We start from the raw sequence: 25,016 nt of genomic DNA, 5'->3' as shown, positions 1-25,016 counted from the left end.
AATATCGCCTTTGCATAAAGCGGCTGGAGGCCTTGATCTACGCGGGCTATAGCTGATTTTCGGAGGGGATGTTACTAATATTACTTTTTTTTCGGACCCCCACAGATTTTAGGATTGGCACCTAGAAGGGGGTTAGGGTGAGGTTTTGCAGCACGTTGCATCGGCTCTCATCAAACGTCCCCCAATACGGCCCCCACTGGGATGCGATAAAGGATGAGCAGCGCTACAGGCCTTGAAAATAGTGGAGCGGGTGAAGGGAATCGAACCCTCGTTATCAGCTTGGGAAGCTGGAGTAATGCCATTATACGACACCCGCTCAGAGCGGCTGACTTTGTACCAGATGTGCGCGTGGAAATGAAGTTTTTCTTTGCACGGGACAGCTTTAGCGTTGGGTGAAACACAAACAGAGACCGCGTGACGGTCATTCGCGGGCAAGCCTTGCTCCTGCAGAAGCGGATGGCGCCTATAGAAGCAGGCTTGCTCGCGATGACTCTGTTTCAGATGGCCAGTGCATGTTGGTCCTGGACGTAGTGGTAACGCGGTCGGCTTGCCTGTTGCGCCGGTTTCAGGAAGCCCAGCAGTGCGTTGCGGCTGTCTCGGCAAGCAGCTTTGTGTTCCATGTCGAGAAAGTGGCCGGTAGCCTCAAGGGTGGTGAACGTGGCGTGTTGCACATGGTTGGCGAACAGTTGAGCGCCTTCGGCGGCGGTGTATTCGTCCCATTCGCCGTTCATGAACAGCACCGGTACGTTGATTTTTTCCGCGGCTTTCAGGAAGCACTGGCGATCGCTGTGCAGCAGGTCGCTGATGTGGAAGTGCATCTGCCCGTATTCGTGATCGGCCAGGCTGCTGACGTGCCGATAGTTGAAGCGCTTGAACAGGGTCGGCAGGTGTTTGCCGATGGTGCTGTTCACCAGGTTGCCGACGCGGTCGCCGTCCCGGCTGCCGAGGTAATCGACACCGCGCTCGAGGTAATCGAGCATGTGCGAGTTGATCTCCGGCGAGAACGAGCTGATCACGGCTTTTTCGATGCGCCGAGGCCGTTGGGCCAGGGCGACCAGGGTCGCAGCGCCACCCCAGGAAAACGACAGCACGTGTTCGGCGGCGAAGTGGTCGATCAGCTCCAGGAGGATCTGCCCTTCGACTTCCTTGGTCAGCAATTTTTCATGCAGGTTGTGGGCTTTGGACCTGCCCGCGTAGGGCTGGTCGTAGCAGACCACGTTGAATTGCGGGTGCAGGTTTTTGACGGTTTGCGCAAACGATGCAGTCGTGGCCATCGAGCCGTTGACCAGAATAATGGTCTTCTCTGCGGCGTCTGCGCGATAGAACTCCGTGTAAACCCGATACTGACCCTGTATATCCAGCACAGCGATTTCTGGCCTCATGTCATAAGACTCCAAGCAAGCGGGTATGCGCGCAAATGAGATTGCACGAGCTTTGTGACAGGTAGGCATACGCCTGGAATTTGGAGGCCCATGTCGATCCAATGCAGGCCGGTCGACGGGTATTGTTATTGGCGGGCAGTCTGCCGGGGGAAGGCGGAACCTGAGGGTTCTCTACCGGCAAAAAGTTTCTTAGAAGTATGTTGTGACTCATCGGTCACATTTCGGCCGACGTCCTGATTCAAGCAGGGGTCACGTCATCGCGCAAGTGTCATTCGTAAATTGTTCGACAATTCCTGCTGAGCGGTCGCCTGCTTAGATCAAATGGATCTCTTCGGTGCGCAAGGCGCGGTACTCGCCCGGTTTTAGCGCATTATCCAGCACCAGCGGGCCCATGGATTCGCGGTGCAGGCGCAGCACCTTGTTGTCGAAGTGGCCGAACATGCGCTTCACCTGGTGATATCGACCCTCGACAATACTCAGCCGCGCCGATTTCGGCCCCATCAGCTCTAGCCCGGCGGGTTGGGTGGTGAGGTCTTCGAACGCGAAATACAGCCCTTCGGTGAACTTGATTGCATATTCGGGGCCGATGTCCTGCTCGGTCTCGACGTAGTAGACCTTGGGCAGTTTGGTCTGCGGTTGGGTCAGGCGTCGCGACCAGCTGCCGTCGTTGGTGATCAGCATCAGGCCGGTGGTGTTGAAATCGAGGCGACCGGCGATGTGCAACTCGTCCTTTTCCGGTTCATGGATCAGGTCGAGTACGGTCGGGTGTTGCGGATCGCGGGTGGCGCTGACGCAACCGGCAGGCTTGTGCAGCATGAAGTAGCGGGCGGGTTTGCCGATTTGCAGCACGTCCTCATCGACCTCGACTCGGCTGAACTCCAGCACCTCGGCGTGAGGGTCGCTGACGATTTTTCCGTCGATCCGGACGCGTTTTTCCACCAGCAACAGACGTACCTGCTTACGGTTGAAGCGCGGCAGATTGCTGAGGAAACGGTCAACACGCATGGCTAGAGGTCGGTGGGAAAAGGGCCGCGCATCTTACGTGATTGGCCGGGCGGCTGCTTGCAACTGCGCCTCGACCTGAGCGCAGCTGGGGCACAAGCAGGCGATATTGCGCAGTCCGGCCGGTAGCGCTTCGAGCACGGCCGGGTCGATGCTGACGCCGTAGCACCAGCACGCGCGATCGGCGGTTCGCGGGTCGGCCAGGCTGCAGTCGTTGGAAGCGCCGCACGCCGGGCAGAGGTCAGGTTTACTCATGTAGGACTATTCATAACTGGAGTGAGGCATTTCCACGCAGGTTCTGTTTCGACCCGATTGTTTGGCCCGGTACATCGCATGATCGGCCCGAGAGAGCAGGGTGTGCAAGGTGTCATCGCCTTGCAGGGTTGTCACGCCGATGCTCACGGTCAGCTGCAATGCCTTGTCGTTGTAGGCATAACGCTGTTCCTGGACATGCTGACGAATTTTCTCGGCGATCATCAGACCGGTCTCACCGTCGGTGTCCTTGAGCAGCACGATAAATTCTTCACCACCCCAGCGGCACACGATGTCTGAATGCCGCAGGCAACTCTCCAGATCCCGCGCAAAGCCGATCAGCACCTGATCGCCGGCCAAGTGGCCGTAGGTGTCGTTCAAGGCCTTGAAGTGGTCCAGGTCCAGCAGCAGCGCGGTCAGCGGTTTCGGTTCGCGCTGGGCTTCGTGCATCGCTTGCGCGGCCAGCAGGTCGAAGCCACGACGGTTGGGCAGTTCAGTCAGGCTGTCGAGCGTTGCCTGGGCCTGGATCTTGCCCTGATAGCGCTTGATCACCCGGTTGAGCAGGGCCAGTACGATCAGCGTGACGAGCAGGCAGATCAGCAGGTTGAGGTACAGCGACTGGCGGATTTGACTGAGCGCACCTTCTTCACGCTTGTCGACGAACAGATACCAGTTCAGCTCCGGAATGAACCGCACGTTGAGGAAATGTCCCTGGCCCTGCACGGAATATTCGTAGCTGCCGCTGTGGGGTTTTGGCTGTTGGCTGACCAGGCCCTTCATGCTGTCGAGTTCGCCGAGCTTCTGCCCGATCCGCGCGCCTTGCGGACCGCCCTCGGCGCCGGTGAGTACCAGGCGCCCGAAATTGTCGACGAAATACACGCTGCGCTGGTAACGCTGCTGGTACTTGTCGATCAGCTTGATCACCGCATCGACCGTCAGGCCGACGCCCGCCGCGCCGATGAAACGGTTGTTGTAGTCGTAGACCTTGTAGTTGATGAAGAAGGTCAGGTTGTCCTTGTTGGCGAGGTCCGGGTCGACGTTGATTTCGTAGGGATCGGCCATGTCACGTACGCGAAAGTACCAGGCATCCCGGGGCTCAGTGGCTTTGACTTGCTTGAGCACACCCTTGGCGTGGTAGTAGGTCAGCGTGGCATTGGAGACGAAAAACGCGGTGTAGGCGCCGTAGTGGGTCATGACCTCGTTGAGGTAGCGGGTCATTTTGTCGGGGTCCTGCTCGCCGTTTACCACCCAGTCACGCATGAAGGTGTCGCGGGACATCATCGAGGAAATCAGGATCGGTCTGACGAGGTCTTTCTGGATTTCCGAGTAGACCGTGTCGGACGTCAGCGGCAGTTCGGTGTTGACGATGTTGTCGCGGATCGACGCTCGCGAGGCGTAGTAGCTGAGGAAGGAGGTGGCAAGGAAACCTGCACCGAGCAGCGCAATCAGCGTGAGGACCAACGAACGTTGCGAATACAGCGGCGAGCGAAGCGGCATGACGATTCCGTTGGCAATAATCCGATGGCGGGCATTCTAATGGCATCACCGGGAAATAACTGCTCGATTTGTAGGGTGAATCGGTGAGGATCAGGGGTGATGGCGCATTCGCTGACGCCTTCGCGGGCAAGCCTCGCTCCTACAGGTAATGCGCCAATCCTGTAGGAGCGAGGCTTGCCCGCGAATCGTCAGGTCAACGCCGATCTTGCAGATACGCCCGCCACCCGCCGAAATGGCTGATATCCACCGCCCCCTCCAACCCATACCCTTCACAGATAAACCCGCTCTCCCAACGCCCATCCGCCAATTGCACCTTGCCCAACCCCAGTGGCGCCGCAATTCCGGTCAGGAACGACCCCAGCTCACTGCTCGGCAACTCCCACACTTCCACTGCAATCGCCACGCCGCCGTCCTTCACGCGAACCATGCCGGGACGAAACGGCGGCCCACCGGCCAAGGCATACAGCTGATAGTCGGGCGAACTGTAAGTCGTCTCGACCAGCCGAGCCCCGCGCCGCTTCAATTGCCAGTTCAGCGCCAGCCCATCCAGGTGCGCGCCACACACCACCAGTCGAGCTCGGTCGTTGCGAGCGACGGCCGTCGGCGTTGGTGAAGTACGCTGCAAGGCATCCGCCACACCCAACAAATATTGATCGGTAAACGCCCGGCCAAACAGCGTCACGCCCCACGGCAAACCATTGCCCATGAAACCGCTGGGCACGGCGACGGCGGCGTAATCGAGCAGGTTCATGAAGTTGGTGTAGTAACCCAGTTCCGAATTGCGCAGCACCGGTTCGGCGTCCAGTTCCGCCAGCGTGACGGGGCGGCCGAGGGTGGGCGTGACGACGCAATCAAGATTTTCCAGCGCCTTGTCGCACAGGGCTTTGAGGGCTTGCAGCCGATATTGGGCACGGAAGGTTTGCACGCCGTTCACCGCTGGTGCCTTGGCCAGCACCGCACGAATCACCGGCAGCACGGCTTCGGGGTTTTGCTCCATCAACTCGCCGGCCACGCTGTAACGCTCGGCCACCCACGGTCCTTCGTAGAGCAAACGCGCGGCTTCGAGGAATGGCGACAGATCCAGTTCCACCGCTTCACCGCCCAAGGCCTTGAGCTGATCGATTGCATCACCGAACAACAGCGGGCCTTCAGGGCAGCCGAAAAATTCCAGGTCTTGCGCACGCGGTACACCGAAGCGGAAGGGGCGAGGTGTGCCGAACGCCGAGCCGTCATTCCACTGCGGGTTGCTGCGGCTGTACTCGTCCCGTGGGTCGAGGTGCGCGGTGAGCGCCAGCAACTGACTGGCTTCGCGAGCGGTGGCGGGGAAGGGCGTCACGCAGTCCAGCGTGCGGCAGGCCGGCACCACACCGGCTGTGGAGATCAGGCCTTTGGTGGCTTTCAACCCGACCAGATTGTTCAATGCCGCCGGCACGCGCCCGGAGCCGGCGGTGTCGGTGCCCAACGAAAAACTCGCCACGCCGAGCGCCACTGCCAGCGACGAACCGGCGCTGGAACCGCCCGATGGATACTCCGGCAACACGCTGTTCGGACACGCGCCGTACGGTGAGCGACTGCCGTTGAGACCGGTGGCGAACTGGTCGAGGTTGGTCTTGCCCAGCGGGATCGCACCCAGCGCCAACAGTTGCTCGACGATGGTCGCTGACTGCTCCGGGACATAGGCAAAATCAGGACACGCTGCCGTCGTCGGAATGCCCGCCAGGTCGATGTTGTCCTTGATCGCGAACGGCACACCAAACAGCGGCAGGCTGTCGAGGTCGCGACCGTCGAGGGCGGCGAGGTACGGTTCCAATTCCTCGACACTGAGCAAGTGGATGAACAGGTGATAGTCCGGGTTCAGCGCCGCGGCTTTATCGCGCAGGCTCAGCAGCAGTTGCCGAGGCGTGATGTCGCCGTGGCGGTAAGCGTTGCGCAGGGCGTCGAGTTGCAGATTGATGTTCATGGCTTAGTCCTTTTCAAAATGGGTTCAGTCGAGTTCCAGCACCACGACGCGCTGTCCGGCGCGCACCGCCGAACCCGGTTGCACGCGAATCTCGCGCACCACACCGGCCATGGGTGCGAGTAGCGGGATTTCCATCTTCATCGACTCCAGAATCACCAGCACATCACCGGCGGCGACCCGGCTGCCGGTCTCGACCTGGACCTGCCAGAGGTTGCCGGCGATGTGGCTGTCGACGCTCTGCTGACCGCTGGCCAGCGGTGCGTCTTCGGTCACTTCCGGGGCCAGTTCTTCGCTGTCGAAATGCGCCTGGCCGCTGGCGATCCAGCGCTCGCGTTCGGCGTTGAACGCGCCTTTTTGCTGATCGCGAAATGCGGCAATGGCCTGTGCTTCTTTCGCCAGGAACGCCTGGTAATCCGCCAGGTTCAATTGGCTGTGTTCGATGTTCAGATCGAAGCGCCCGAGGGGGAAATCCCGGCGAATGCGCAGCAACTCATCGGCGCTCACCGGGTAGAAACGGATCTGGTCGAAGAAGCGCAGCAGCCACGGTTTGCCATCGAACGCGGCCACTTCGCGGTAGCGATTCCACATCTGCAAAGTGCGACCGACAAACTGATAACCGCCGGGGCCTTCCATGCCGTACACGCACATGTAGGCGCCACCGATGCCCACCGAGTTTTCCGCAGTCCAGGTGCGGGCCGGGTTGTACTTGGTGGTGACCAGGCGATGGCGTGGATCGAGCGGGGTGGCGACCGGTGCGCCGAGATAAACGTCGCCCAGACCCATCACCAGGTAGCTGGCGTCGAACACCGTGCGCTGCACCTCATCGAGGTTCGGCAGGTCGTTGATGCGGCGGATGAACTCCAGATTGCTCGGGCACCACGGCGCATCCTTGCGCACGGTGGTCATGTATTTTTCGATGGCCAATTGGCAGGCCGGGTCGTCCCAGGACAGCGGCAGATGGACGATGCGCGAGGGCACTTGCAGGTCTTTGGCGGCGCATACGGCATCCCATTCGCCGGCGACAATACCGAGCAGATCGGCCAGCGGCAGTTGTTCGGGTTGGTAGTGGACTTGCAGCGAGCGGATGCCGGGTGTCAGGTCGATTACACCGTGCAGGTGTTTGCTTTCCAGCGCTTGCATCAGGGCGTGGGCGCGAAAGCGCAGGACCAGGTTCAGTTCGGGTGCGCCGATCTCTAGCAGCAGATGCGTATCGCCAGACAGTCGTGCAACCAGCCGCGTATCGCCCTGACCAATATCCAACACCACCGGCGACACAACCCCTTGTAGGAGCTGGCTTGCCAGCGAAGCAGTTGATGCGGTGTCTGTGGGGGCCCCTTCGCTGGCAAGCCAGCTCCTACAGGTATTCCATTGCAGCGCGAGGTGGCGGGCGGTTTTGAGGTCGACTGGTTGGAACTGCACTTTGTCTCCAGCCTTGAGTTGCCCCAGCTGCCACAGGTCAGCTTCGATCACCGTCACCGGGCACACGAATCCACCGAGACTCGGGCCGTCGGGGCCGAGGATAACCGGCATGTCACCGGTGAAATCCACCGCGCCGATGGCGTATGGATTGTCGTGAATGTTTGACGGATGCAGACCGGCTTCGCCACCGTCGGCGCGCACCCATTCAGGCTTTGGTCCGATCAGTCGCACGCCGGTTCGGCTGGAGTTGAAGTGGACTTCCCATTGGGTGGCGAAGAAGGTGCCGATGTAATTTTCGGTGAAGTATTCCGGTGCGCCATGCGGGCCGTAGATCACCCGGATCTGCCGCACGGCGGGCAGCTCGCTGACCTGGATTTCAGGCAGTTGCGCACCGGTGCTGCGGTCGTTCAAGGCCGGGATATGCAACACGTCGCCGGCCCGTAACGCCCGACCACCATGCCCGCCAAACTGGCCAAGGGTGAAGGTGCTTTTGCTGCCCAGATAATCCGGCACCTGCAAACCACCGCGCAGGCACAGATAGCTACGGGCGCCTGCACCGGCAATCGTGCCGAGGCTCAACGTAGCGCCGGCCGGAACCCGCAGTGCGGTATTCATCGGCACGGCTTCACCGTTCAGCGCCAATGGAATCACCGCGCCGGTCACCGCCACAACCGCCTCGCAATTGAAGCGCAGCAACGGCCCGCTCATGGTGATTTCCAGCGCCGCAGCACCTTCATCATTGCCCAGCAAGCGGTTGCCCAAGCGCAAGGCGCGGCTGTCCATCGGCCCGGACGGCGGCACACCCACCGCCCAATAGCCGAGGCGTCCCGGATAGTCCTGAACGCTGGTCTGTGTGCCCGCGCTGAGCACTTCAAAGGTGTTGGCCTGATAGACCAGACCTTCCAGGCAACGCGTCCACGGCTGGCCAGTAGCGAAGGGCGTATCCAGCAGAATCTGCCGCAAGTAATCGCGGTTGGTTTCCACTCCGTAAAGCAGGCTATCGCCCAACGCCTGATGCAGATCGGCGCGCGCCTCTTCGCGGGTCGGCGCCCAGCTGATGACCTTGGCGATCATCGGGTCGAAGTACGGCGGGATCTCGCACCCGGCCTCGACCCACGTGTCGATGCGCAGCTGTTTGCCATCGGCGACAGGGAAGTTAACAGCCGTGAGCAGGCCGGGGCTCGGCTGAAAATCCCGACCCGGATCTTCTGCGTAAAGCCGCGCCTGAATCGCATGACCCTCGGCTTTCAGACCTTGGCTCAACTCGCTCAATGGCGGCAAATCACCGGCCGCCAGTTCCACCATCCAGCGCACCAGGTCCACGCCCCACACCTGTTCGGTGACGCCGTGTTCCACCTGCAAGCGGGTATTCACTTCCAGAAAATAGAAGCGCTGATCCTCACTGTCGAAGACGAACTCGACCGTGCCGGCGCTGCGGTAGTTCACTGCTTTCGCCAGTTTGATTGCAGCGGCGCAGAGCTCTTCTGCCATGCCGTCGGGCAGGTTCGGCGCCGGGGTTTCTTCGAGGACTTTCTGGTTGCGTCGCTGTACCGAGCAATCGCGTACACCCAGTGCAATCACCTCGCCGCGACCATCGCCAAACACCTGAACTTCCAGATGCCGGGCGCGCTGGATGTACTTCTCGATGAACACGCCGGCATCGCTGAAGTTGTTCTGGCCGAGGCGTTTGACCGCCTCGAATGATTCGCTCAACTCGGCGGCGCTGCGGCACACGCGCATGCCGATGCCGCCACCGCCAGCGGTGCTTTTGAGCATCACCGGGTAGCCGACCTGTTCGCCTGCGATCAGAGCCGCGTCGAGGCTGTCGAGCAGTTCGGTGCCTTCGAGCATAGGCACGCCGTGTTGCTTGGCCAAGGCGCGAGCGGTGTGCTTGAGACCGAACACGCGCAGCTGCTGCGGCGTCGGGCCGATGAAGGCGATGTCGGCGGCTTCGCAGGCTTCGGCGAACGCTGCGTTTTCCGAGAGGAAACCGTAGCCGGGATGGATCGCCGTGGCGCCGGTGGCTTTGGCGATGGCGAGGATTTTATCGACGGCCAGATACGTACCGGCGGCCGCGCCTTCACCGAGGCTGTGGGCTTCATCGGCTTGCAGAATGTGCAGGCTCGCGGCATCGGCTTCGGAGTACACAGCGACGCCGTTGACCTGCAATTCGCGCAAGGTGCGCAGGATGCGGCAGGCAATGGCGCCACGGTTGGCAATCAGGACTTTTTCGAACATGGCATAACCCCCGGAGGCGATAGCGCATCAGCCTCGACCTGGGATGCGGGCCGTCCCGCAGTTTTTCGATAGGCGCCGAGGTCGTCCTCGACGGCAGAAACAGTTCACGTCAGACCACCTCGGCCCCCTGTGGGAGCGGGCTTGCCCGCGATGAGGCCAGCACATCCAATATCGATGTCGACTGACCCGCCGCCATCGCGGGCAAGCCCGCTCCCACAGGGTTTAGTGGTGTTCTTACTTTTTCAGGCACTGGCCGGAGCGGGCCTGGCACAGGGCAAACAACCATTTACGCAACCGCGCTAATGTCAGTTCCATACCAGCAGCTCCGCAGGGGTGGGGTTGTAGGCGTTGCATGGGTTGTTCAGTTGCGGACAGTTGGAGATCAGCACGATCACGTCCATTTCGGCCCGCAAGTCGACGTACTTGCCCGGCGCCGAAATCCCGTCTTCAAACGTCAACCCACCATCGGCCGTGACCGGCACCTTCATGAAGAAGTTGATGTTCGGCCCGATGTCGCCCTTGCCCAGTCGCCCATCGTGGACGCAGGCGCGCAGGTAGTTGTCGCGGCAGCTGTGCATGTAGCGTTTCTCCAGCGCGTAACGCACGGTGTTGCTCTCCTGGGCGCAGGCACCGCCGAGAGTGTCATGGCGCCCGCACGTGTCGGCGACGATGGTCAACATCGGTTTGCCAAGGTTGGAATAGAGCACGCTGCCGGTGCTCAGGTAGACGCTGTTCTGCCGGCGCAAGGTGCGTTGCACGTCGTAGCGTTCCTTCGGATTGGCGACGCTGTAGAACAAGGTATCGACCGCCTGATTGCCCTCCAGGTCGAGGATGCGCAGGGTCTGGCCGGCCTTGACCTCCATCAGCCAGGGTTCGCCGGCGGGGATGGTGGCGCGGTACACCGCAGCTTCTGGTTGCTTATGAGCAGTAGCAATGGCGAGTGACATGGCAGCGATCCTCAAGCGAACAAACGGTCGGTGTTGATGAAACCGCGCTCGTTTTCCGGACGCGAGGTACGGCAGTGTTCGGCGACGCTGGCGTCCGCGTTCATCCAGCTGAGCTTCAGCGGTTTGGGGGCGTATTCCGGCGATGGGTCCATCGGATGCTGCAGAGCGGTGAGCACCACCAGCGTGTCCATCGGTGCGTAGAGCTCGATGTAATCGCCCGCCTTGGAGTTGCCTTCGACGAAGTGGAAACGCCCGGCTTCGTCAACGTTCACGCGGCTGAACAGGTTGAGGGTCATCAGCAGGTCGGACAGGCCCAAACCCCACTTGCCCAGTTCCACCAGCAGGTTGTCGGTGCCGTTGCGGAAGAAGCCGTTGCGCAGTTCCTGATAGCGGCCCGCGCCGTATTTTTCCGCGACTTCTTCAGCGCAGAGCACACCGCCGAGGCTGTCGCTCCAACCGCAAGTGTCAGCGGTGATGGCGGCCAGCACGCGACCCATGTCCGAGTACAGGCAATGGCCGCTGGTGAGCTTGGCGGTGTGTTGGCATTTGAGGCTGTCGGGCAGGTTCAGACGTTCGGTTTTTTCATGGGCGTTGAGCAGCGTCAGGCTGACGTTGGCACCGCCGCGCAGATCGGTCAGGCGCAGCAATTGGCCGCGTTTCAACACGAACGAACGATGGCCGCCACCGGGGAGCATTTCTTCGGCGAAGGGCGGGAACAGTTGGGTCGAATCAGTCATGGGCAAAATCCTCTCAAGCGATGCGAAGCGTGCCCGCCAGCTGAGCCGGCAAGGCGTCGACGGCGGCACGGGTGGTGCGGCGGTCGCTGTTCAAAGGGATGTCGTAGGTGATGCGTGCGCCATAGGCACCGGGGGCGTGCAGGTCGACGCGGACCTTGTCGAACACCAGCAGGCGCGTACCGAGGCTGAAGCCTTCGGACAGGTCATGGGTGACCATGAACACCGTCAGTTGCGTCTCGCGCCACAGCTCCAGCAGCAAGCCGTGCATGTCCTTGCGGATGCCCGGATCGAGCGCGCCGAAGGGTTCGTCGAGCAGCAACACCCGAGGCTTCATGATCAGCGCCTGGGCGATGGCCAGCCGTTGCTGCATGCCGCCGGAAAGCTGCGCCGGGTACTTGTCCAGCGAGTGGCCGAGGCCGACTTTGTGCAGCAGCACCGAAGCTTGTTCGCGAGCCTCTTTTTTTTCACTGCCGAACAAGCGCCCGAGCAGTGGCGAACGTGGCAGTTCGAGGCCGAGGGCGACGTTGTCCAGCACGGTTAAATGCGGGAACACCGAGTAGCGCTGGAACACCACGCCACGGCTTGAATCCGGTTCGCCGGCCAGGGCTTGGCCATCGAGCAGAATCTCGCCGCGACTGGCGCGTTCCTGACCGAGCAACAACCGCAAAAAGGTCGATTTGCCGCAACCGGAAGCGCCGACCAGGGTGCAGAACTCACCCTCGTTGACGTTCAGGTTCAGCCCTTCAAGCACCACCTGATCGGCGTATTGCTGCCAGACGTTTTTCACCGTGATGAAGCTCATGCCCGCGCTCCTTCATACCAAGGGAAAGCACGCTGGGTCAGGCGTTTCAGGCCCCAATCCATCAGCCAGGCGAGCAGGGTGATCCAGACCACGTACGGCAGGATCACGTCCATCGCCAGGTAACGGCGCACCAGGAAGATCCGGTAACCGAGGCCGTCGGTGGAGGCGATGGCTTCAGCGGCGATCAGGAACAACCACGCCGAGCCCAGCATCAACCGCAGCGAGATCAGCAGACGCGGCAGCAATTGCGGCAGCACTACCCGCAGCATCAACGTCCAGGTTGAGGCGCCGAGGGTTTGCGCCTTGATCAGCAATTCGACCGGTATCTCACGGGCGCGCTGTTCCAGATCCCGAGCCAGCGCCGGGGTGATGCCGATCACGATCAGCATCACTTTCGACAATTCCCCCAGCCCGAAGACGATGAACAAAATCGGCAGGATCGCCAGTGGCGGCACCATCGACAGCACCGTCAGCAAGGGCGACAACGGTGCGCCAAACAGCGGCAAGGTGCCGGCGGCGATGCCCAGGCACAGCCCGGCCAACGCGCTGATACCGAGGCCGATAGCCAGGCGCCGCAGGCTCGATGCGGTGTCTTGCCACAGTACGTATTCACCGGTGCGGGTGTCGGCGGTGAAGGCCAGGCGTTTCACCGCGTCGGTCATCTGCACGGCGCTCGGCAGCAGCTTGTCGTTGGGGTTGTCCGTCAGCCGCTCGGCCGAGCCCATGAAGTAGGCGAACAGCACCAGGGCGAACGGCAGGATCACCAACAGCAGGCGACTCGGGCGATCCGGGTGGCGATTGATCAGGCGCATGGCCAAGTCCTCCTGTTACAGCTTGGCGTCAGCGGCCATCTGCACGTAGCTCGGGTCGAAGCGCAGCTTGAGGTTGCTCTTGTCGCCGCTGGTCACGCCGTTGGCGAAGGCCATGCCGACTGCGCTGGTGTCCTTGGCGCCTTCACCGAGCAAGCCGTGCTGGAACGAGAATTCGGCGACCTTGCGCATGGTCTCCGGCAGTTGCTTGCTGGTGGAAAACGCCAGCGCCTCCTGCGGAGTAGCAAATAGCTTGGTGGTGTCGAGTTGCGACTGGAAGCCGGCCAGATCGGTGCCCGAGGCCTTGGCCATGTGTTCGAGTGCGGTTTTGCTGGCGGCGTTTTTCGCGTTCATCAGTTCGACCACTTCGAACCATGCGCCGGTCAGCGCTTTGCCCAGGGCGGGGTTGTCTTTGAGGGTGGCGCTGTTGACCACCATCATGTCCATGATTTCGCCGGGGATCTGGCTGGAGTTGAACACTTCGGTCACGCCGGGTTTGGCCTTGATGTCCGAGAGCATCGGGTTCCAGGTGGTGACGGCGTTGACCTGATCGGTGTTGAAGGCGGCCGAAATGTCGGCGTCGGAGGTGTTGACCACTTTCAGGTCTTTCTCGGTGAGGTCCACCGAATCCAGCGCCCGCGCCAGCAAATAGTGGGAAACCGACAGCTCGACCAGATTGACGTCCATGCCCTTGAGGTCGGTGACTTTCTTGCCGTCACCCTTGAGGACGATGCCGTCGTTGCCGTTGGAGAAGTCGCTGACGATCAGCGCGGTGCTGTCGACGCCACCGGCAGCCGGGATGGTCAGCGCATCCATGTTGGTCATGGTGCAGCCGTCGAACTGGCCGGCGGTGTATTGATTGATCGATTCGACGTAGTCGTTGAGCTGCACTACATCGATCTTGATGCCGTACTTCTTCGCCCATTTGTCTACGATGCCTTGGCTACCGGCGTATTCCCAGGGCATCCAGCCGGCGTAAATGGTCCAGCAGACGCTGAAATGGTCTTTCTGGGCGGCTTGGGAGGAGACGCTCACGAGGGCTGCGAAAGCAGCGGCGAGCAGGGCGGGTAAACGAAGCTGGGACATGGGTGGTTCTCCAGTTGATCAAGGGCGGGCAGGAGTCAACGCGGCACCGCGAACGGTGGCTTGTCTCCCGGGCTTTTGTCCCGCCGTGTAACCTCAACTGGAGGTCGCCAACTCTCGGACCAGCCACTCGCCTTAGCGAGCCGGAACCCTAGTCAGCCATTGCAAATTGTGGTGCCGCGAACCTGTGATGACTCCTGCACGCCTTTACTAAAGCGAGAGCCGTGCCAAGTCGGTTGGAGCGCTCTAGCGTGGGGGATTGCGCGTTGGACGCCGAGGCAGGCAACAGCGCCGTTGCCTTGTGATGGTGCGCCGACGCACCGCAATGGAACGTGTCGGCCATTAATCCGAAGGTTGTCCTGGCTGCGCACTTGGTCGTGGTTTACGAGTCAAAACAGGTGTCAGTCGGCCTGTACCGACTGCGGGTCTTTCAGGAGGCCGCCATGTTTCGTCGACTGTTGTTTGCCGCTGTGCTGGGGCTTGGATTGTCTGGTTGTTATTACTACGCCGGTGGTTACGACGTTGTGTATCCCGAGCCTTATTACTATCCCGGCTATTCGCCTTATTCCTACTATTACGGTCCGCGTTACTACTATGGCCCGCGCTTCTATGGCGGGTATCGCTATTACTATTGGGGCGGCCATTCGCCACGTTATTACGGCGGTGGATATCGGGGTGGCCACCACTAATCAGCGGGTGAATAGATGAAAAACCTTTCATCGGCGACTTGTTTCAATGTGTTTCATAAACGCACCAGATTTCGAATTCGATGTCTGATCTTTCGACAGCCACCGAATAATTGACTGTCGCCTGCCAGCGTCGCTGGTGTGGCTCACTCGCGGTCCAGGAGGCCGCCATGCTCTCTCGAATTCTTCTGATTGCTGTATTGGGATTGTCTATTGGTGCGTGCGTACCCTATTCCGATGGAGGAGCCAGCTACTACAGTTCCGAGGTCTATACCTCGCCAGGGCCAGCCTATTATTCCGGCGGCGGGCCTTACTATTCCAATGGCGGTTATTACTCTCAACCACGCCGCTACTACGCGCCGCCTGCGCGGTATTACCAGCCAACACCGCGCTATTACTACCAGCCGCGGGTTTATCAACCGGCACCGCGTTATTACCAGTCGCAACGAGGCGACTACCGGGCTCATCAGAATCAGGGGTGGGACGGCCGTAACCGCGGCAACTGGAACAACGACAACCGTGGTCACGATGGGCGCAACAATCATGGCGGACGAGGCGACCACGACGGTCGTGGCGATCACGATGGCCGAGGCGGCCGCCGCTAAAATCAGCTAATCAAACGCAGAACCCTCCTGTAGGAGCGAGCTTGCTCGCGATGGAGTGTCAGACGACGCTATGTCAACTGACACACCCTCGCGAGCAAGCTCGCTCCTACAGTTTTTTTGTGTGGACGGTTACAAGTCCGCCAAGGGATGCCGGCCTTCCCAAACCTTCTGGAAATGCGCCTCCACCACCGCATCCGGCACATTATTGATGTCCGGCCAGTGCCAATGGGGTTTCTGGTCCTTGTCGATCAACCGCGCTCGCACACCCTCGCTGAACTCCGGATGACGGCAGCAGTTGAGGCTCATGGTGTATTCCATCTGGAAAACCTGAGCCAGCGACATATGCCGGGCGCGGACGATCTGTTCCCACACCAGATGAGCGGTCAGCGGCGAGCCTTCGCTCATGGTTTTCGCGGCGCGGCTCAAGAGCAGGTCCGTGCTGTCGCGCAACTGGCTGATGGCTTTCCAGGCGCAGCGCACATCGCTGACATCCAGCAACTCGTCGATCTGCTGGCGTCGCGGCAGCCATTGCGCTTGGGGCATCTGAGCGATGGCTTCCTGCTGCAAGGCCTTGAGCAGACTGTTGAGCTGCATCGGTGTCTGTTCCTGCCAGTTCAGTTGCAACAAGCCTTCTATCAGCTCTTCTTGCTGTTCATCGAGCAGGAAACGGTCGGCCAGGTCCAGATCGATCGCATCGCGACCGTTCATATGGGCGCCGGTCAGGCCGAGAAACAATCCAAGCTTGCCGGGCAGTCGCGACAGGAACCAACTGGCCCCGACGTCCGGGTACAGGCCGATGCTGACCTCAGGCATCGCCAATCGGCTGCTCGGCGTGACAATGCGAATGCTCGCCCCTTGCAGCAGCCCCATACCACCGCCGAGCACATAACCATGCCCCCAGCAGATCAGCGGTTTTGGGTAGGTGTGCAGATTGAAGTCCAGGCGATATTCCGCCGCAAAGAAGTGCGCGGCCAGGGGCGGCACCTCGCCGGGATGGGCGCGACAGGCTTCCACCAGGCTGCGGACTTCACCGCCGGCGCAAAAGGCCTTGTTGCCGTTGCCGCGCAACACCACGCAGACGATTTGCGGCTCTTTGGCCCAGGCGTCCAGTTGATCGCGCAGGGCGTTGATCATTGGCAAGGACAGCGCATTCAGGGATTTTTCGGCATCCAGGCTGGCGATGCCGATGCGTGCGCCGTCGGTGCCGGTGAGTTCTTCGAAGTGCAGATTCATCGTGACCTCGATCGGGAATTTGAGCGTTCAGTATGATCGCTATATCGGAAAGTGCCGGATCTGCGTCAGATCAATTGACAAGCGTGATGGGCTTTCCTAGGGTTCGCCCCATTGTTTTTGCCGGATGTAACCATGACTGCTGACGACCGTATCAAACTCGAACCGAGCTGGAAGGAGGCACTGCGTGCCGAATTCGACCAGCCCTACATGGCAGAGTTGCGCGCCTTTCTGCAAGAGGAGCGTGCGGCGGGCAAGGAAATCTATCCGCCAGGCCCGATGATTTTCAACGCGCTCAACTCCACGCCGCTAGACAAAGTCAAGGTTGTCATCCTCGGCCAGGACCCGTATCACGGCCCGGGCCAGGCCCATGGCTTGTGCTTTTCGGTGCAGCCGGGCGTGCCGGCACCGCCGTCGCTGGTGAACATCTATAAAGAGTTGAAACGCGACCTGAACATCGACATCCCGAGCCACGGCTACCTGCAGAGTTGGGCCGAGCAGGGCGTGCTGATGCTCAATACCACCATGACCGTGGAGCGCGCCAACGCCAATGCGCACAAGGACAAGGGCTGGCAGTTTTTCACCGATCGAATCATTCAAGTGGTCAGTGAACAGCAACCGCATCTGGTGTTCATGCTGTGGGGCGCTCATGCGCAGAGCAAACAGAAACTCATCGATGCGACCAAGCATTTGGTCCTGACCTCGGTGCATCCGTCACCGCTGTCTGCTTATCGAGGTTTTCTCGGGTGCGGGCACTTCAGCCGGACCAACAAGTTTCTGGAGCAGAATGGCGAGACGCCGATCGAGTGGCGGTTGCCGCCCGTCTAGGGGGTGACTGCATCGGGCCCCATCGCGGGCAAGCCCGCTCCCACAAGGATCACGCGAACCCTGTGGGAGCGGGCTTGCCCGCGATGGAGGCGACTCGGTCTATCAAGAGGATTCCGAATCCCGGTTCCAATACTTGAACAACGGCTCCGCCAGGAACAACACAAACAACAACCGCATCACCTGCATCGCCGTCACCAGCGGCACCGACAGTTGCAGCGTCTCCGCCGTCAGGCTCATCTCCGCAATCCCGCCGGGCATCATGCCCAGCGTCAGCGAGCGCAGATCCAGATGAGTCAACGCACTCAAGCCCAGAGCCGCCAAGGTCGCGATCAACATGGTCAACACCGTGCCAATCAACGTCCGCCCCATGAACGACGGCGCACGCCGGAAGAACTGCCGGTTGAAATGACAACCCAACCCACTGCCAATCAACCATTGGCCGATCTGGCTGCCGCCGTTCGGCAAACCAATGTGTAGATCCCAACCAATGCTCACCGCCGCACTGACCAGCAACGGCCCGAACAGCCATGGATTGGGTTGACGAAGACGTTCCCACAGCCAGGCAGCCACTGCGCCCGCCGGAAACAGGGCCGCCAGCCACCACCAGTTGACGGCGCTCGGATGAAAAACCGGCGCGCCATTACCCAGCAAATACTTGAACGCCGCCGGCACACACAGCACCACCACCAACACCCGCAAACTCTGCCCCGCCGCCACTCTACTGAGCACCGCACCGTTGCGGGCGCCGAGGTTGACCATCTCCCCGGAACCGCCCGGCATGCTGGAAAAGAACGCCGTGGCGCGATCTTCACCGGTTCGCCGCATCAACCAGACGCCGACCACGGCCGACAGGCTGGTGACCAACGCACCGAAGAAGATCAGGCCAAAGTGGCTCAGGACCTGCTCCATCACCACCGGGGTGAAGTGCAGGCCGATACCGATGCCGACGATCCACTGGCCGCACTTGCGGCCGCCAGGGATTTCCGCCAATTGCCAGGGTGTCAGGCAGCGCACAAGGATGATCGCCAGCAACGAGCCGACCATCCATGGCAGTGGCCAGCCGACCTGGCTGGCAAGGTAGCCGCCCAGCGCGCCAACCAGCGGCGTACCCCACCAGGCGTTGAAAGGTGTTCGATCAGACATCGGCAATAACACGTCGCGCGACCGAGCGCTTGCGCCAGATCCGCACAATCGGCACCAGCAGCATCACCGCGATCAACGCCCAGACACCGACGGTGATCCCGCTCGACCAGAGAATCTCCAGCGAACCATTGGAAATCGACAGGGCCCGACGCAGGTTCTGTTCCATCAAGCCACCGAGGATGAAGCCCAGCAGGACCGGTGACAACGGGAAGTCCAGCTTGCGCAGGATGTAGCCGAAGATGCCGATACCGATCATCAGGAACAGGTCGAAGGTGGTGGCATGCACCGCGAAAACGCCAATGGCGGTAATGATCGCGATCATCGGCACCAGCGCCCAGTTCGGCACGGCGAGGATGCGGGTGAAGATGCGGATCATCGGGATGTTGAGGATCACCAGCATGATGTTGGCGATAAACAACGAAGCGATCAGGCCCCATACGATGTCGGGTTGCTGTTGAAACAGCAGTGGGCCAGGGGTGATGTTGTAAAGCGACAGTGCGCCGATCATCACCGCTGTGGTGCCCGAGCCGGGAACGCCGAGCGTCAGCATCGGCACTAGCGCACCGCAGGCTTCAGCACCGATAGCGGTTTCCGGCGCGGCGAGGCCACGCTTGTCGCCTTGTCCGAATTTGCCGCTGGGGCCGGCGATGCGTTTCTCGGTCATGTAAGCCACGGCGCTGGCCAGCGTCGCACCAGCACCGGGCAACACGCCCATGATGAAACCAAGCACACCGCAACGCATGTTCACCCAGAACACCGAGGCCGCTTCCTTGAAGTTGAACATCATGCGGCCAGTGGCCTTGAACGCTTCCTGGCCACGGTGGGTTTTTTCCAGCAGCAACAGGATTTCGCTGATGGAGAACAGGCCCAGTACCAGCACCACGAATTGAATGCCGTCGGTGAGGTGGATGTTGTCCCCGGTGAAACGGTAGACGCCGCTGTTGGCATCAATGCCGACGGTCGACAGAAACAGCCCGATCAGCGCTGCGATAAAGGTTTTCAACGGTCGATCGCCGGCCATGCCGCCGAGGCAGACAATCGCGAACACCATCAGTACGAAATATTCCGCCGGACCGAAGGCAATCGCCCATTTCGCCAGAATCGGTGCAAACACCACCATCCCGCAGGTGGCGATGAAGGCGCCGATAAACGAACTCCACGCTGACAGTGATAACGCAACGCCCGCCATGCCTTGTCGGGCCATCGGGTAGCCGTCGAGGGTGGTCATCACGGTGGAGGCTTCGCCGGGAATGTTCAGTAGGATCGAACTGATCCGGCCACCGTACTCGCAACCCAGATAAACCGCAGCCAGCAGGATCAACGCCGACTCCGGTGGCAGGCCGAGGGCGAAGGCGATCGGGATCAGCAACGCCACGCCGTTGATCGGGCCCAGGCCGGGGAGCAGGCCGACGACGGTGCCGATCAACGTGCCACAGAGGGCGGTCACTAGGTTGTAAGGGGTCAATGCGACGCCGAAGCCGTGACTCAAATAACCAAGCGTATCCATATCAGTTCTCCAGAACGTCGAGCAGGCCCAGAGGCAGCGGCACGTCCATGACTTTGTCGAACAGCAGGTACAGGCCGATACTCATCAGGCTGATGATCACTGCGCTCGCCAACCAGCGTCCGCCATACAGGCGTGCCATTGGAATGCCGATCAGCATGCTGCTGAGGATGAAGCCCAAGGGTTCGAACAGCCCGGCGAAGATCAGCAGCAATACCACGCACAGGCCGATCTTGGTCAGGGTTTCGCGATCCATCGGTGGGTCTTCATCGGTGTGTTTGATCGGCGAGGGGCGATACACCATGTACACCAGCCCCAAACCCATCAGCCCCAGCATCAACAGGGGGAAGGCCCGTGGTCCGATCGGTTCGTAGGAAAAAGGCGCCTGGTAAGGCCAGGCCATCAGCACCAGGCTGAGGCAGGCCAGCAACAGCACCGAAGCAAAAATGCGTTGTAAGAGCATGGCAAACTCCTGTGCCACGGCCCCGCAAGAAGGGGCCGCGGCCGCTAGACAGAGACGATCACTGAATCAGGCCGAACTCTTTGGCCAGCACTTTGTAGTCCGCGACCTGCTTCTTCACGTAGGTGTCCAGCTCCGGGCCGGTCATGGCGAACGGGAACAGTTCACGTTGATCGCGCAGCTTGGCGAACTCGTCGGAAGCCAGCAACTTGTCGAAGGCGTCTTTCCACCAGGCGTAGTCTTCATCGCTGACTTTTGGCCCGAGGTAGAAGCCGCGAACCACCGGCCAGACGATGTCGTAGCCTTGTTCTTTGGCGGTCGGAATGTCTTTCATTTCCGGCTCGTCGAGGCGCTTGTCGGAGAACACCGCCAGCAAGCGCATGTCGCCGCTCTGGATGTGCGGCATGGAGTCGGAGATGTCGGTGCTGCCGACCTGGATGTGACCGCCGAGCAGGGCGGTGGCGATTTCACCACCGCCCTCGAGGGCGACGTAACGCAGGTCACGCGGGTTGATCCCGGCCGCCTTGGCGATCAGTGCGGTTTGCATCCAGTCCTGGCTGCCGACGGTGCCGCCGGAACCGATCACCACTTTGCTCGGGTCTTTCTTCAACGCTTGAACGAGGTCGTCGAGGTTCTTGTAGGGCGAATCGCTTTTCACTGCGATGGCGCCATAGCTTGTCCCCACAGCGGCCAGCCAACGCACGTTGGTTTCATCGAAACGCCCGAACTTGCCCTGCGCCAGGTTCAGCAGCGAACCGCTGGACCAGGCCACCAATGTGCCGGCGTCGGCCGGACGCTGCGCCACCACCGCGTTGTACGCCACTGCGCCGACACCGCCGGGCATGTAGGTCACGCGCATCGGCTTGGTCAGCAGTTTCTGGTTCACCAGCGCGCTTTGCGCCAGTTTGCAGGTCAGGTCGAAACCACCGCCCGGGGAGGCCGGGGCGATGCATTCCGGGCGTTTGGGCTCGGCCATCAGTTGGCCGGCAAACAGCACGCAGCTGGCGGCAAGGGCGAAACGGCGCAGTGATCGGTTCATGGTGTCTCCACGGGAGTTATTGTTTTTGGGGATGTTTCAGGTGCGACGGTTTCGCGCCGTGCAACCGGTGTCGGCGTTGGCGAGCGTAAACGATGAAAATCGGGGGAAAGGGTGCGGCGGGCAAGCTTGAAGCTGTGTGGACAGCATGGTGCAGTACCTCGTTATTGTTCTTATTGGCGAAAACGCATCAAGGCGTTTTTCGGGAGCTACATTTCAAAGCACGATGGGATGGCTTGCAGACGAAACCATCCGTGGGCCGACTCTAACGGGCGAACCTTTCACTAACCTTTCAGCAGGCTTTCATGGTTTTCGGGCTTCACAGCGGCGGAAGCGGCTGTAAACTCCGCGCCAAAGAATGGCGTCGAACATCCCTGAATGAGGTAAAGATCCATGCGTGTTCTGCTCGTCGAAGACCATCTGCAGCTCGCCGAAAGTGTCGCCCAGGCACTCAAGAGCACCGGGCTGACCGTGGATGTGCTGCACGACGGCGTGGCGGCCGACCTGGCGTTGAGCAGCGAGGAATACGCCATGGCGATCCTCGACGTCGGCCTGCCGCGCATGGATGGTTTCGAAGTGCTGGCGCGCCTGCGGGCCCGGGGCAAGAACCTGCCGGTGTTGATGCTGACCGCCCGCAGCGACGTCAAGGATCGAGTCCACGGCTTGAACCTCGGTGCCGACGACTACCTGGCCAAACCTTTTGAACTGACCGAACTTGAAGCGCGGGTCAAAGCCTTGCTGCGCCGCAGTGTGCTCGGTGGTGAACGCCAGCAGACCTGCGGCGTGCTGTCTTACGATCTGGACACGCGGCGCTTCACCCTCGGCGAAGAATTGCTGACCCTGACCTCCCGTGAGCAGGCGGTGCTTGAAGCCTTGATCGCCCGCCCCGGTCGGGTGATGAGCAAGGAACAACTGGCTTCCCAGGTATTCGGCCTGGACGAGGAAGCCAGCCCCGATGCCATCGAGATCTACGTCCATCGTCTGCGCAAGAAGCTCGACGGCCAACCGGTCGCCATCGTGACGTTCCGCGGTCTCGGTTACTTGCTGGAAAGCCGCGATGCATAAGCCCAGCAGCCTGCGTTGGCGGTTGCTGTGGAACCTCGCGCTGTTGTTGGTGGTGTTGATGCTGGCCAGTGGTTTGAGCGCGTACTGGAACGGTCGCGAAGCCGCCGACACCGCTTACGACCGCACCTTGTTGGCCTCGGCGCGGACCATCGCAGCAGGTGTCTCCCAGCGCGACGGTACGCTGAGTGCCGACGTGCCTTACGTGGCCCTCGATACATTTGCCTACGACAGCGCGGGGCGGATTTTTTACCTGGTCAACGACATCAATCAAAAGCTGATCTCCGGTTACGAAAACCTCCCGCCACCGCCGCCCGGCACGCCACGCACCGATGACTATCCGGCGCTGGCGCGTTTCTACAACGCCAAGTATCAGGGGCAAAACGTGCGCGTGGTGAGCCTGCTCAAGCCCGTGAGCGAGCCGAACATGAATGGCATGGCGGAAATCCGCGTGGCAGAAACCGATGAGGCGCGGGTCAGCATGGCCCGCAGCCTGGCGGCGGATACCTTGCTGCGTTTGGGCATGCTGGCAGTCGGCGCGTTGTTGCTGGTGTGGTTTGCGGTCAGTGCGGCGTTGCGCCCGCTGGAGCGTTTGCGCACGGCGGTGGAAGAGCGGCAATCGGACGATCTGCGGCCGTTGCCGCTAGTGGAGGTGCAGCACGAGTTGTGGCCACTGGTGCGCGCGCTCAATCACTTTACCGAGCGTTTGCGCGAGCAGTTCGAGCGTCAGGCGCAATTCATCGCCGACGCCGCCCATGAACTGCGCACACCGCTGGCGGCGCTCAAGGCGCGACTCGAACTGGGCCTGCGTTCAAGTGAACCGGAAACCTGGCGCAGTACCCTGGAAACCGCCGCCCAAGGCACGGACCGCCTGACGCATCTGGCCAATCAATTGCTGTCGCTCGCCCGGGTCGAAAACGGCGCTCGGGCCATCGCCGAGGGCGGGGCGCAGTTGCTGGATCTGAGTCAGTTGGCCCGGGAACTGGGTATGGCCATGGCGCCACTGGCCCACGCGCGCGGCGTGGCCTTGGCGCTGGAAGCGGATGAGCCGGTGTGGCTGCGCGGTGAGCCGACGCTGTTGAATGAACTGTTGAGCAATCTGGTGGATAACGCGCTGGCCCACACGCGGCCGGGCGGCAATGTGATTCTGCGGGTTTCGGCGCCAGCGGTTTTGGAAGTCGAGGATGATGGGCCAGGGATTCCGGTTGATGAGCGGGAACGGGTATTCGAGCGTTTTTACCGGCGTAACCAGCAGGTGGCGGGGTCGGGTTTGGGCTTGGCGATTGTCGGGGAAATCTGCCGTGCACACCTGGCGCAGATCAGTTTGCATGATGGTGAACACGCGGGGTTGAAGGTGCGGGTGAGTTTTATTGCGGGGTAGTTTTGTATCGTCTGGACTGGCCTCTTCGCGGGCAAGCCTCGCTCCTACAGAGTCGCGTCGACACCGATGGTGCGTATGACGAAAAACCTGTAGGAGCGAGGCTTGCCCGCGAAGCTCTTAATAGAACATCGACCGCGATTCTTCCAGGTCACGGCACATCGACTCGTTCTCCGGGTCGATCCCCAGTTTCTTGAAGGCCGGCACACTGAACGGATCGATGCGCGCTATGGGATGGTCGGTGTCTTTATGGCAATACAAGCTGGCCACCTGCACCAGATCGACATAGTCGACCCGCGCCGACTGGCGCTTGAAGTCCAGATACTGTCCCGGCACCTGCACCAGTTTCTCCGGAAACTCCCAGACCCTGAGCAGCTTGTCGCCCAGCAACGGATGAATCTGGTCGATCACATGGTTGAGGCTGACCGGGTCAGACAGCAACTCATAGTGATCTTCGGCGTAGGTCAGGATCGGCAGCACGCCGATTTGATGCACCAGTCCGCCAAGGGCTGCCTGATCGGGTTTGAGTTGGGTGTAGCTGCGGCACAGTGCATAGCTGACACCGGCGATTTCCAGACTTTTGCGCCAGACTTCGCGCATTTTCTGCTCCACCACCTCGGAGCGGGCATGGAAAATCTGTTCCATGACCAGGCCGATGGCCAGGTTGCTGCTGTAATTGATACCCAGGCGGGTGATCGCCGTGTGCAGGTCAGTGACTTCCTGGGTTGCGCGCAGCAGCGGGCTATTGACCACTTTGATCAGGCGCGCCGACAACGCGGCATCGCGGCCGATCACTTTGCTCAGGGTGCTGATACTGATTTCCGGGTCTTCAGCGGCCTTGCGAATCTGCAGGGCCACTTCCGGTAGTGTTGGCAGAACCAGGTCATCGTTATCGATGGCCTCAACCAAATCCTGTTGGACCTTTTCCGCCAGCTCGCTCATTTCTACTCTCTAGG

22 protein-coding genes, 1 tRNA gene and 1 riboswitch are annotated in these 25,016 nt (G+C 60.9%); of the genes, 5 read left to right on the top strand and 18 right to left on the bottom strand.

What is annotated here, in order from left to right; genetic code table 11:
• Positions 1–242 precede the first annotated feature (242 nt).
• From AEQ67_RS26390 to AEQ67_RS26335, 12 genes are all read right to left on the bottom strand, one after another.
• A tRNA-Gly gene (locus AEQ67_RS26390) sits at positions 243–316 on the bottom strand.
• A 181-nt stretch (positions 317–497) separates the two neighbouring features.
• Entirely contained in the window at positions 498–1,382 is an 885-nt protein-coding gene (locus tag AEQ67_RS26385; protein WP_059406703.1) for an alpha/beta fold hydrolase, read from the bottom strand.
• Between the two features lie 312 nt (positions 1,383–1,694).
• On the bottom strand, positions 1,695–2,387 hold the full coding sequence (locus tag AEQ67_RS26380; RefSeq protein ID WP_059406702.1) for a pseudouridine synthase: 693 nt from the start codon (positions 2,385–2,387) through the stop codon (positions 1,695–1,697).
• A gap of 33 nt (positions 2,388–2,420) precedes the next feature.
• Complete coding sequence (locus tag AEQ67_RS26375; protein ID WP_059406701.1) at positions 2,421–2,639, bottom strand: cysteine-rich CWC family protein; 219 nt, start codon at positions 2,637–2,639, stop codon at positions 2,421–2,423.
• A 6-nt stretch (positions 2,640–2,645) separates the two neighbouring features.
• The gene (locus AEQ67_RS26370) at positions 2,646–4,133 is read right to left on the bottom strand and encodes a sensor domain-containing diguanylate cyclase (RefSeq protein WP_059406700.1); all 1,488 of its coding nucleotides are present in this window, start codon (positions 4,131–4,133) and stop codon (positions 2,646–2,648) included.
• 193 nt (positions 4,134–4,326) lie between these two features.
• Positions 4,327–6,093, bottom strand: coding sequence for an allophanate hydrolase (atzF, locus tag AEQ67_RS26365; RefSeq protein ID WP_059406699.1), 1,767 nt, complete (start codon positions 6,091–6,093; stop codon positions 4,327–4,329).
• Positions 6,094–6,117: 24 nt separating this feature from the next.
• Positions 6,118–9,750, bottom strand: a complete 3,633-nt coding sequence (gene uca, locus AEQ67_RS26360) for an urea carboxylase (protein WP_059406698.1) — start codon at positions 9,748–9,750, stop codon at positions 6,118–6,120.
• A gap of 305 nt (positions 9,751–10,055) precedes the next feature.
• Complete coding sequence (locus tag AEQ67_RS26355; RefSeq protein WP_059406697.1) at positions 10,056–10,697, bottom strand: urea amidolyase associated protein UAAP2; 642 nt, start codon at positions 10,695–10,697, stop codon at positions 10,056–10,058.
• 11 nt (positions 10,698–10,708) lie between these two features.
• A complete protein-coding gene (locus tag AEQ67_RS26350; RefSeq protein ID WP_059406696.1) occupies positions 10,709–11,434 on the bottom strand; it encodes an urea amidolyase associated protein UAAP1 in 726 nt (241 codons plus the stop codon).
• A gap of 13 nt (positions 11,435–11,447) precedes the next feature.
• On the bottom strand, positions 11,448–12,236 hold the full coding sequence (locus AEQ67_RS26345) for an ABC transporter ATP-binding protein (protein WP_059406695.1): 789 nt from the start codon (positions 12,234–12,236) through the stop codon (positions 11,448–11,450).
• The gene (locus AEQ67_RS26340; RefSeq protein WP_059406694.1) at positions 12,233–13,048 is read right to left on the bottom strand and encodes an ABC transporter permease; all 816 of its coding nucleotides are present in this window, start codon (positions 13,046–13,048) and stop codon (positions 12,233–12,235) included. Before AEQ67_RS26340 ends, AEQ67_RS26345 begins: the two co-directional genes overlap by 4 nt.
• Positions 13,049–13,063: 15 nt before the next feature.
• On the bottom strand, positions 13,064–14,131 hold the full coding sequence (locus AEQ67_RS26335; RefSeq protein WP_059406693.1) for a putative urea ABC transporter substrate-binding protein: 1,068 nt from the start codon (positions 14,129–14,131) through the stop codon (positions 13,064–13,066).
• Between the two features lie 62 nt (positions 14,132–14,193).
• Positions 14,194–14,294, bottom strand: a riboswitch (guanidine-I (ykkC/yxkD leader).
• A gap of 277 nt (positions 14,295–14,571) precedes the next feature.
• On the opposite strand from AEQ67_RS26335, the gene AEQ67_RS26330 reads away from it, so the two are divergent.
• Both AEQ67_RS26330 and AEQ67_RS26325 read left to right on the top strand, forming a co-directional pair.
• Positions 14,572–14,817, top strand: a complete 246-nt coding sequence (locus tag AEQ67_RS26330) for a hypothetical protein (protein ID WP_059406764.1) — start codon at positions 14,572–14,574, stop codon at positions 14,815–14,817.
• 167 nt (positions 14,818–14,984) lie between these two features.
• Entirely contained in the window at positions 14,985–15,419 is a 435-nt protein-coding gene (locus AEQ67_RS26325; RefSeq protein ID WP_082377960.1) for a hypothetical protein, read from the top strand.
• Between the two features lie 129 nt (positions 15,420–15,548).
• On the opposite strand, the gene AEQ67_RS26320 is transcribed toward AEQ67_RS26325, so the two are convergent.
• Entirely contained in the window at positions 15,549–16,652 is a 1,104-nt protein-coding gene (locus AEQ67_RS26320) for an enoyl-CoA hydratase/isomerase family protein (protein WP_059406691.1), read from the bottom strand.
• Positions 16,653–16,784: 132 nt separating this feature from the next.
• Here AEQ67_RS26320 and ung point away from each other — a divergent pair, with 132 nt between their 5' ends.
• Positions 16,785–17,477 (top strand): uracil-DNA glycosylase, encoded by a 693-nt coding sequence (gene ung, locus AEQ67_RS26315; protein ID WP_059406690.1) that lies wholly within the window; start codon positions 16,785–16,787, stop codon positions 17,475–17,477.
• Positions 17,478–17,579: 102 nt separating this feature from the next.
• On the opposite strand, the gene AEQ67_RS26310 is transcribed toward ung, so the two are convergent.
• The 4 genes from AEQ67_RS26310 to AEQ67_RS26295 are packed head-to-tail and all read right to left on the bottom strand — an operon-like array spanning position 17,580 to position 21,623.
• Positions 17,580–18,620, bottom strand: a complete 1,041-nt coding sequence (locus tag AEQ67_RS26310) for an AbrB family transcriptional regulator (RefSeq protein WP_059406689.1) — start codon at positions 18,618–18,620, stop codon at positions 17,580–17,582.
• Positions 18,613–20,127, bottom strand: coding sequence for a tripartite tricarboxylate transporter permease (locus tag AEQ67_RS26305; protein WP_059406688.1), 1,515 nt, complete (start codon positions 20,125–20,127; stop codon positions 18,613–18,615). Before AEQ67_RS26305 ends, AEQ67_RS26310 begins: the two co-directional genes overlap by 8 nt.
• A gap of 1 nt (position 20,128) precedes the next feature.
• On the bottom strand, positions 20,129–20,587 hold the full coding sequence (locus tag AEQ67_RS26300) for a tripartite tricarboxylate transporter TctB family protein (RefSeq protein WP_059406687.1): 459 nt from the start codon (positions 20,585–20,587) through the stop codon (positions 20,129–20,131).
• 58 nt (positions 20,588–20,645) lie between these two features.
• A complete protein-coding gene (locus AEQ67_RS26295) occupies positions 20,646–21,623 on the bottom strand; it encodes a Bug family tripartite tricarboxylate transporter substrate binding protein (RefSeq protein ID WP_059406686.1) in 978 nt (325 codons plus the stop codon).
• A 390-nt stretch (positions 21,624–22,013) separates the two neighbouring features.
• On the opposite strand from AEQ67_RS26295, the gene AEQ67_RS26290 reads away from it, so the two are divergent.
• A complete protein-coding gene (locus AEQ67_RS26290; RefSeq protein WP_059406685.1) occupies positions 22,014–22,685 on the top strand; it encodes a response regulator in 672 nt (223 codons plus the stop codon).
• On the top strand, positions 22,678–24,063 hold the full coding sequence (locus AEQ67_RS26285) for a sensor histidine kinase (protein ID WP_059406684.1): 1,386 nt from the start codon (positions 22,678–22,680) through the stop codon (positions 24,061–24,063). Before AEQ67_RS26290 ends, AEQ67_RS26285 begins: the two co-directional genes overlap by 8 nt.
• Positions 24,064–24,180: 117 nt before the next feature.
• Here AEQ67_RS26285 and AEQ67_RS26280 read toward each other — a convergent pair whose 3' ends face one another.
• Entirely contained in the window at positions 24,181–25,002 is an 822-nt protein-coding gene (locus tag AEQ67_RS26280) for an HDOD domain-containing protein (protein WP_059406683.1), read from the bottom strand.
• Between the last annotated feature and the right edge of the window lie 14 nt (positions 25,003–25,016).

This window comes from Pseudomonas sp. RIT-PI-q, assembly GCF_001297125.1.
GTDB lineage: Bacteria > Pseudomonadota > Gammaproteobacteria > Pseudomonadales > Pseudomonadaceae > Aquipseudomonas.
Note: the sequence above shows the minus strand (reverse complement) of the source record. Positions and strands in the feature narration are given on the sequence as shown.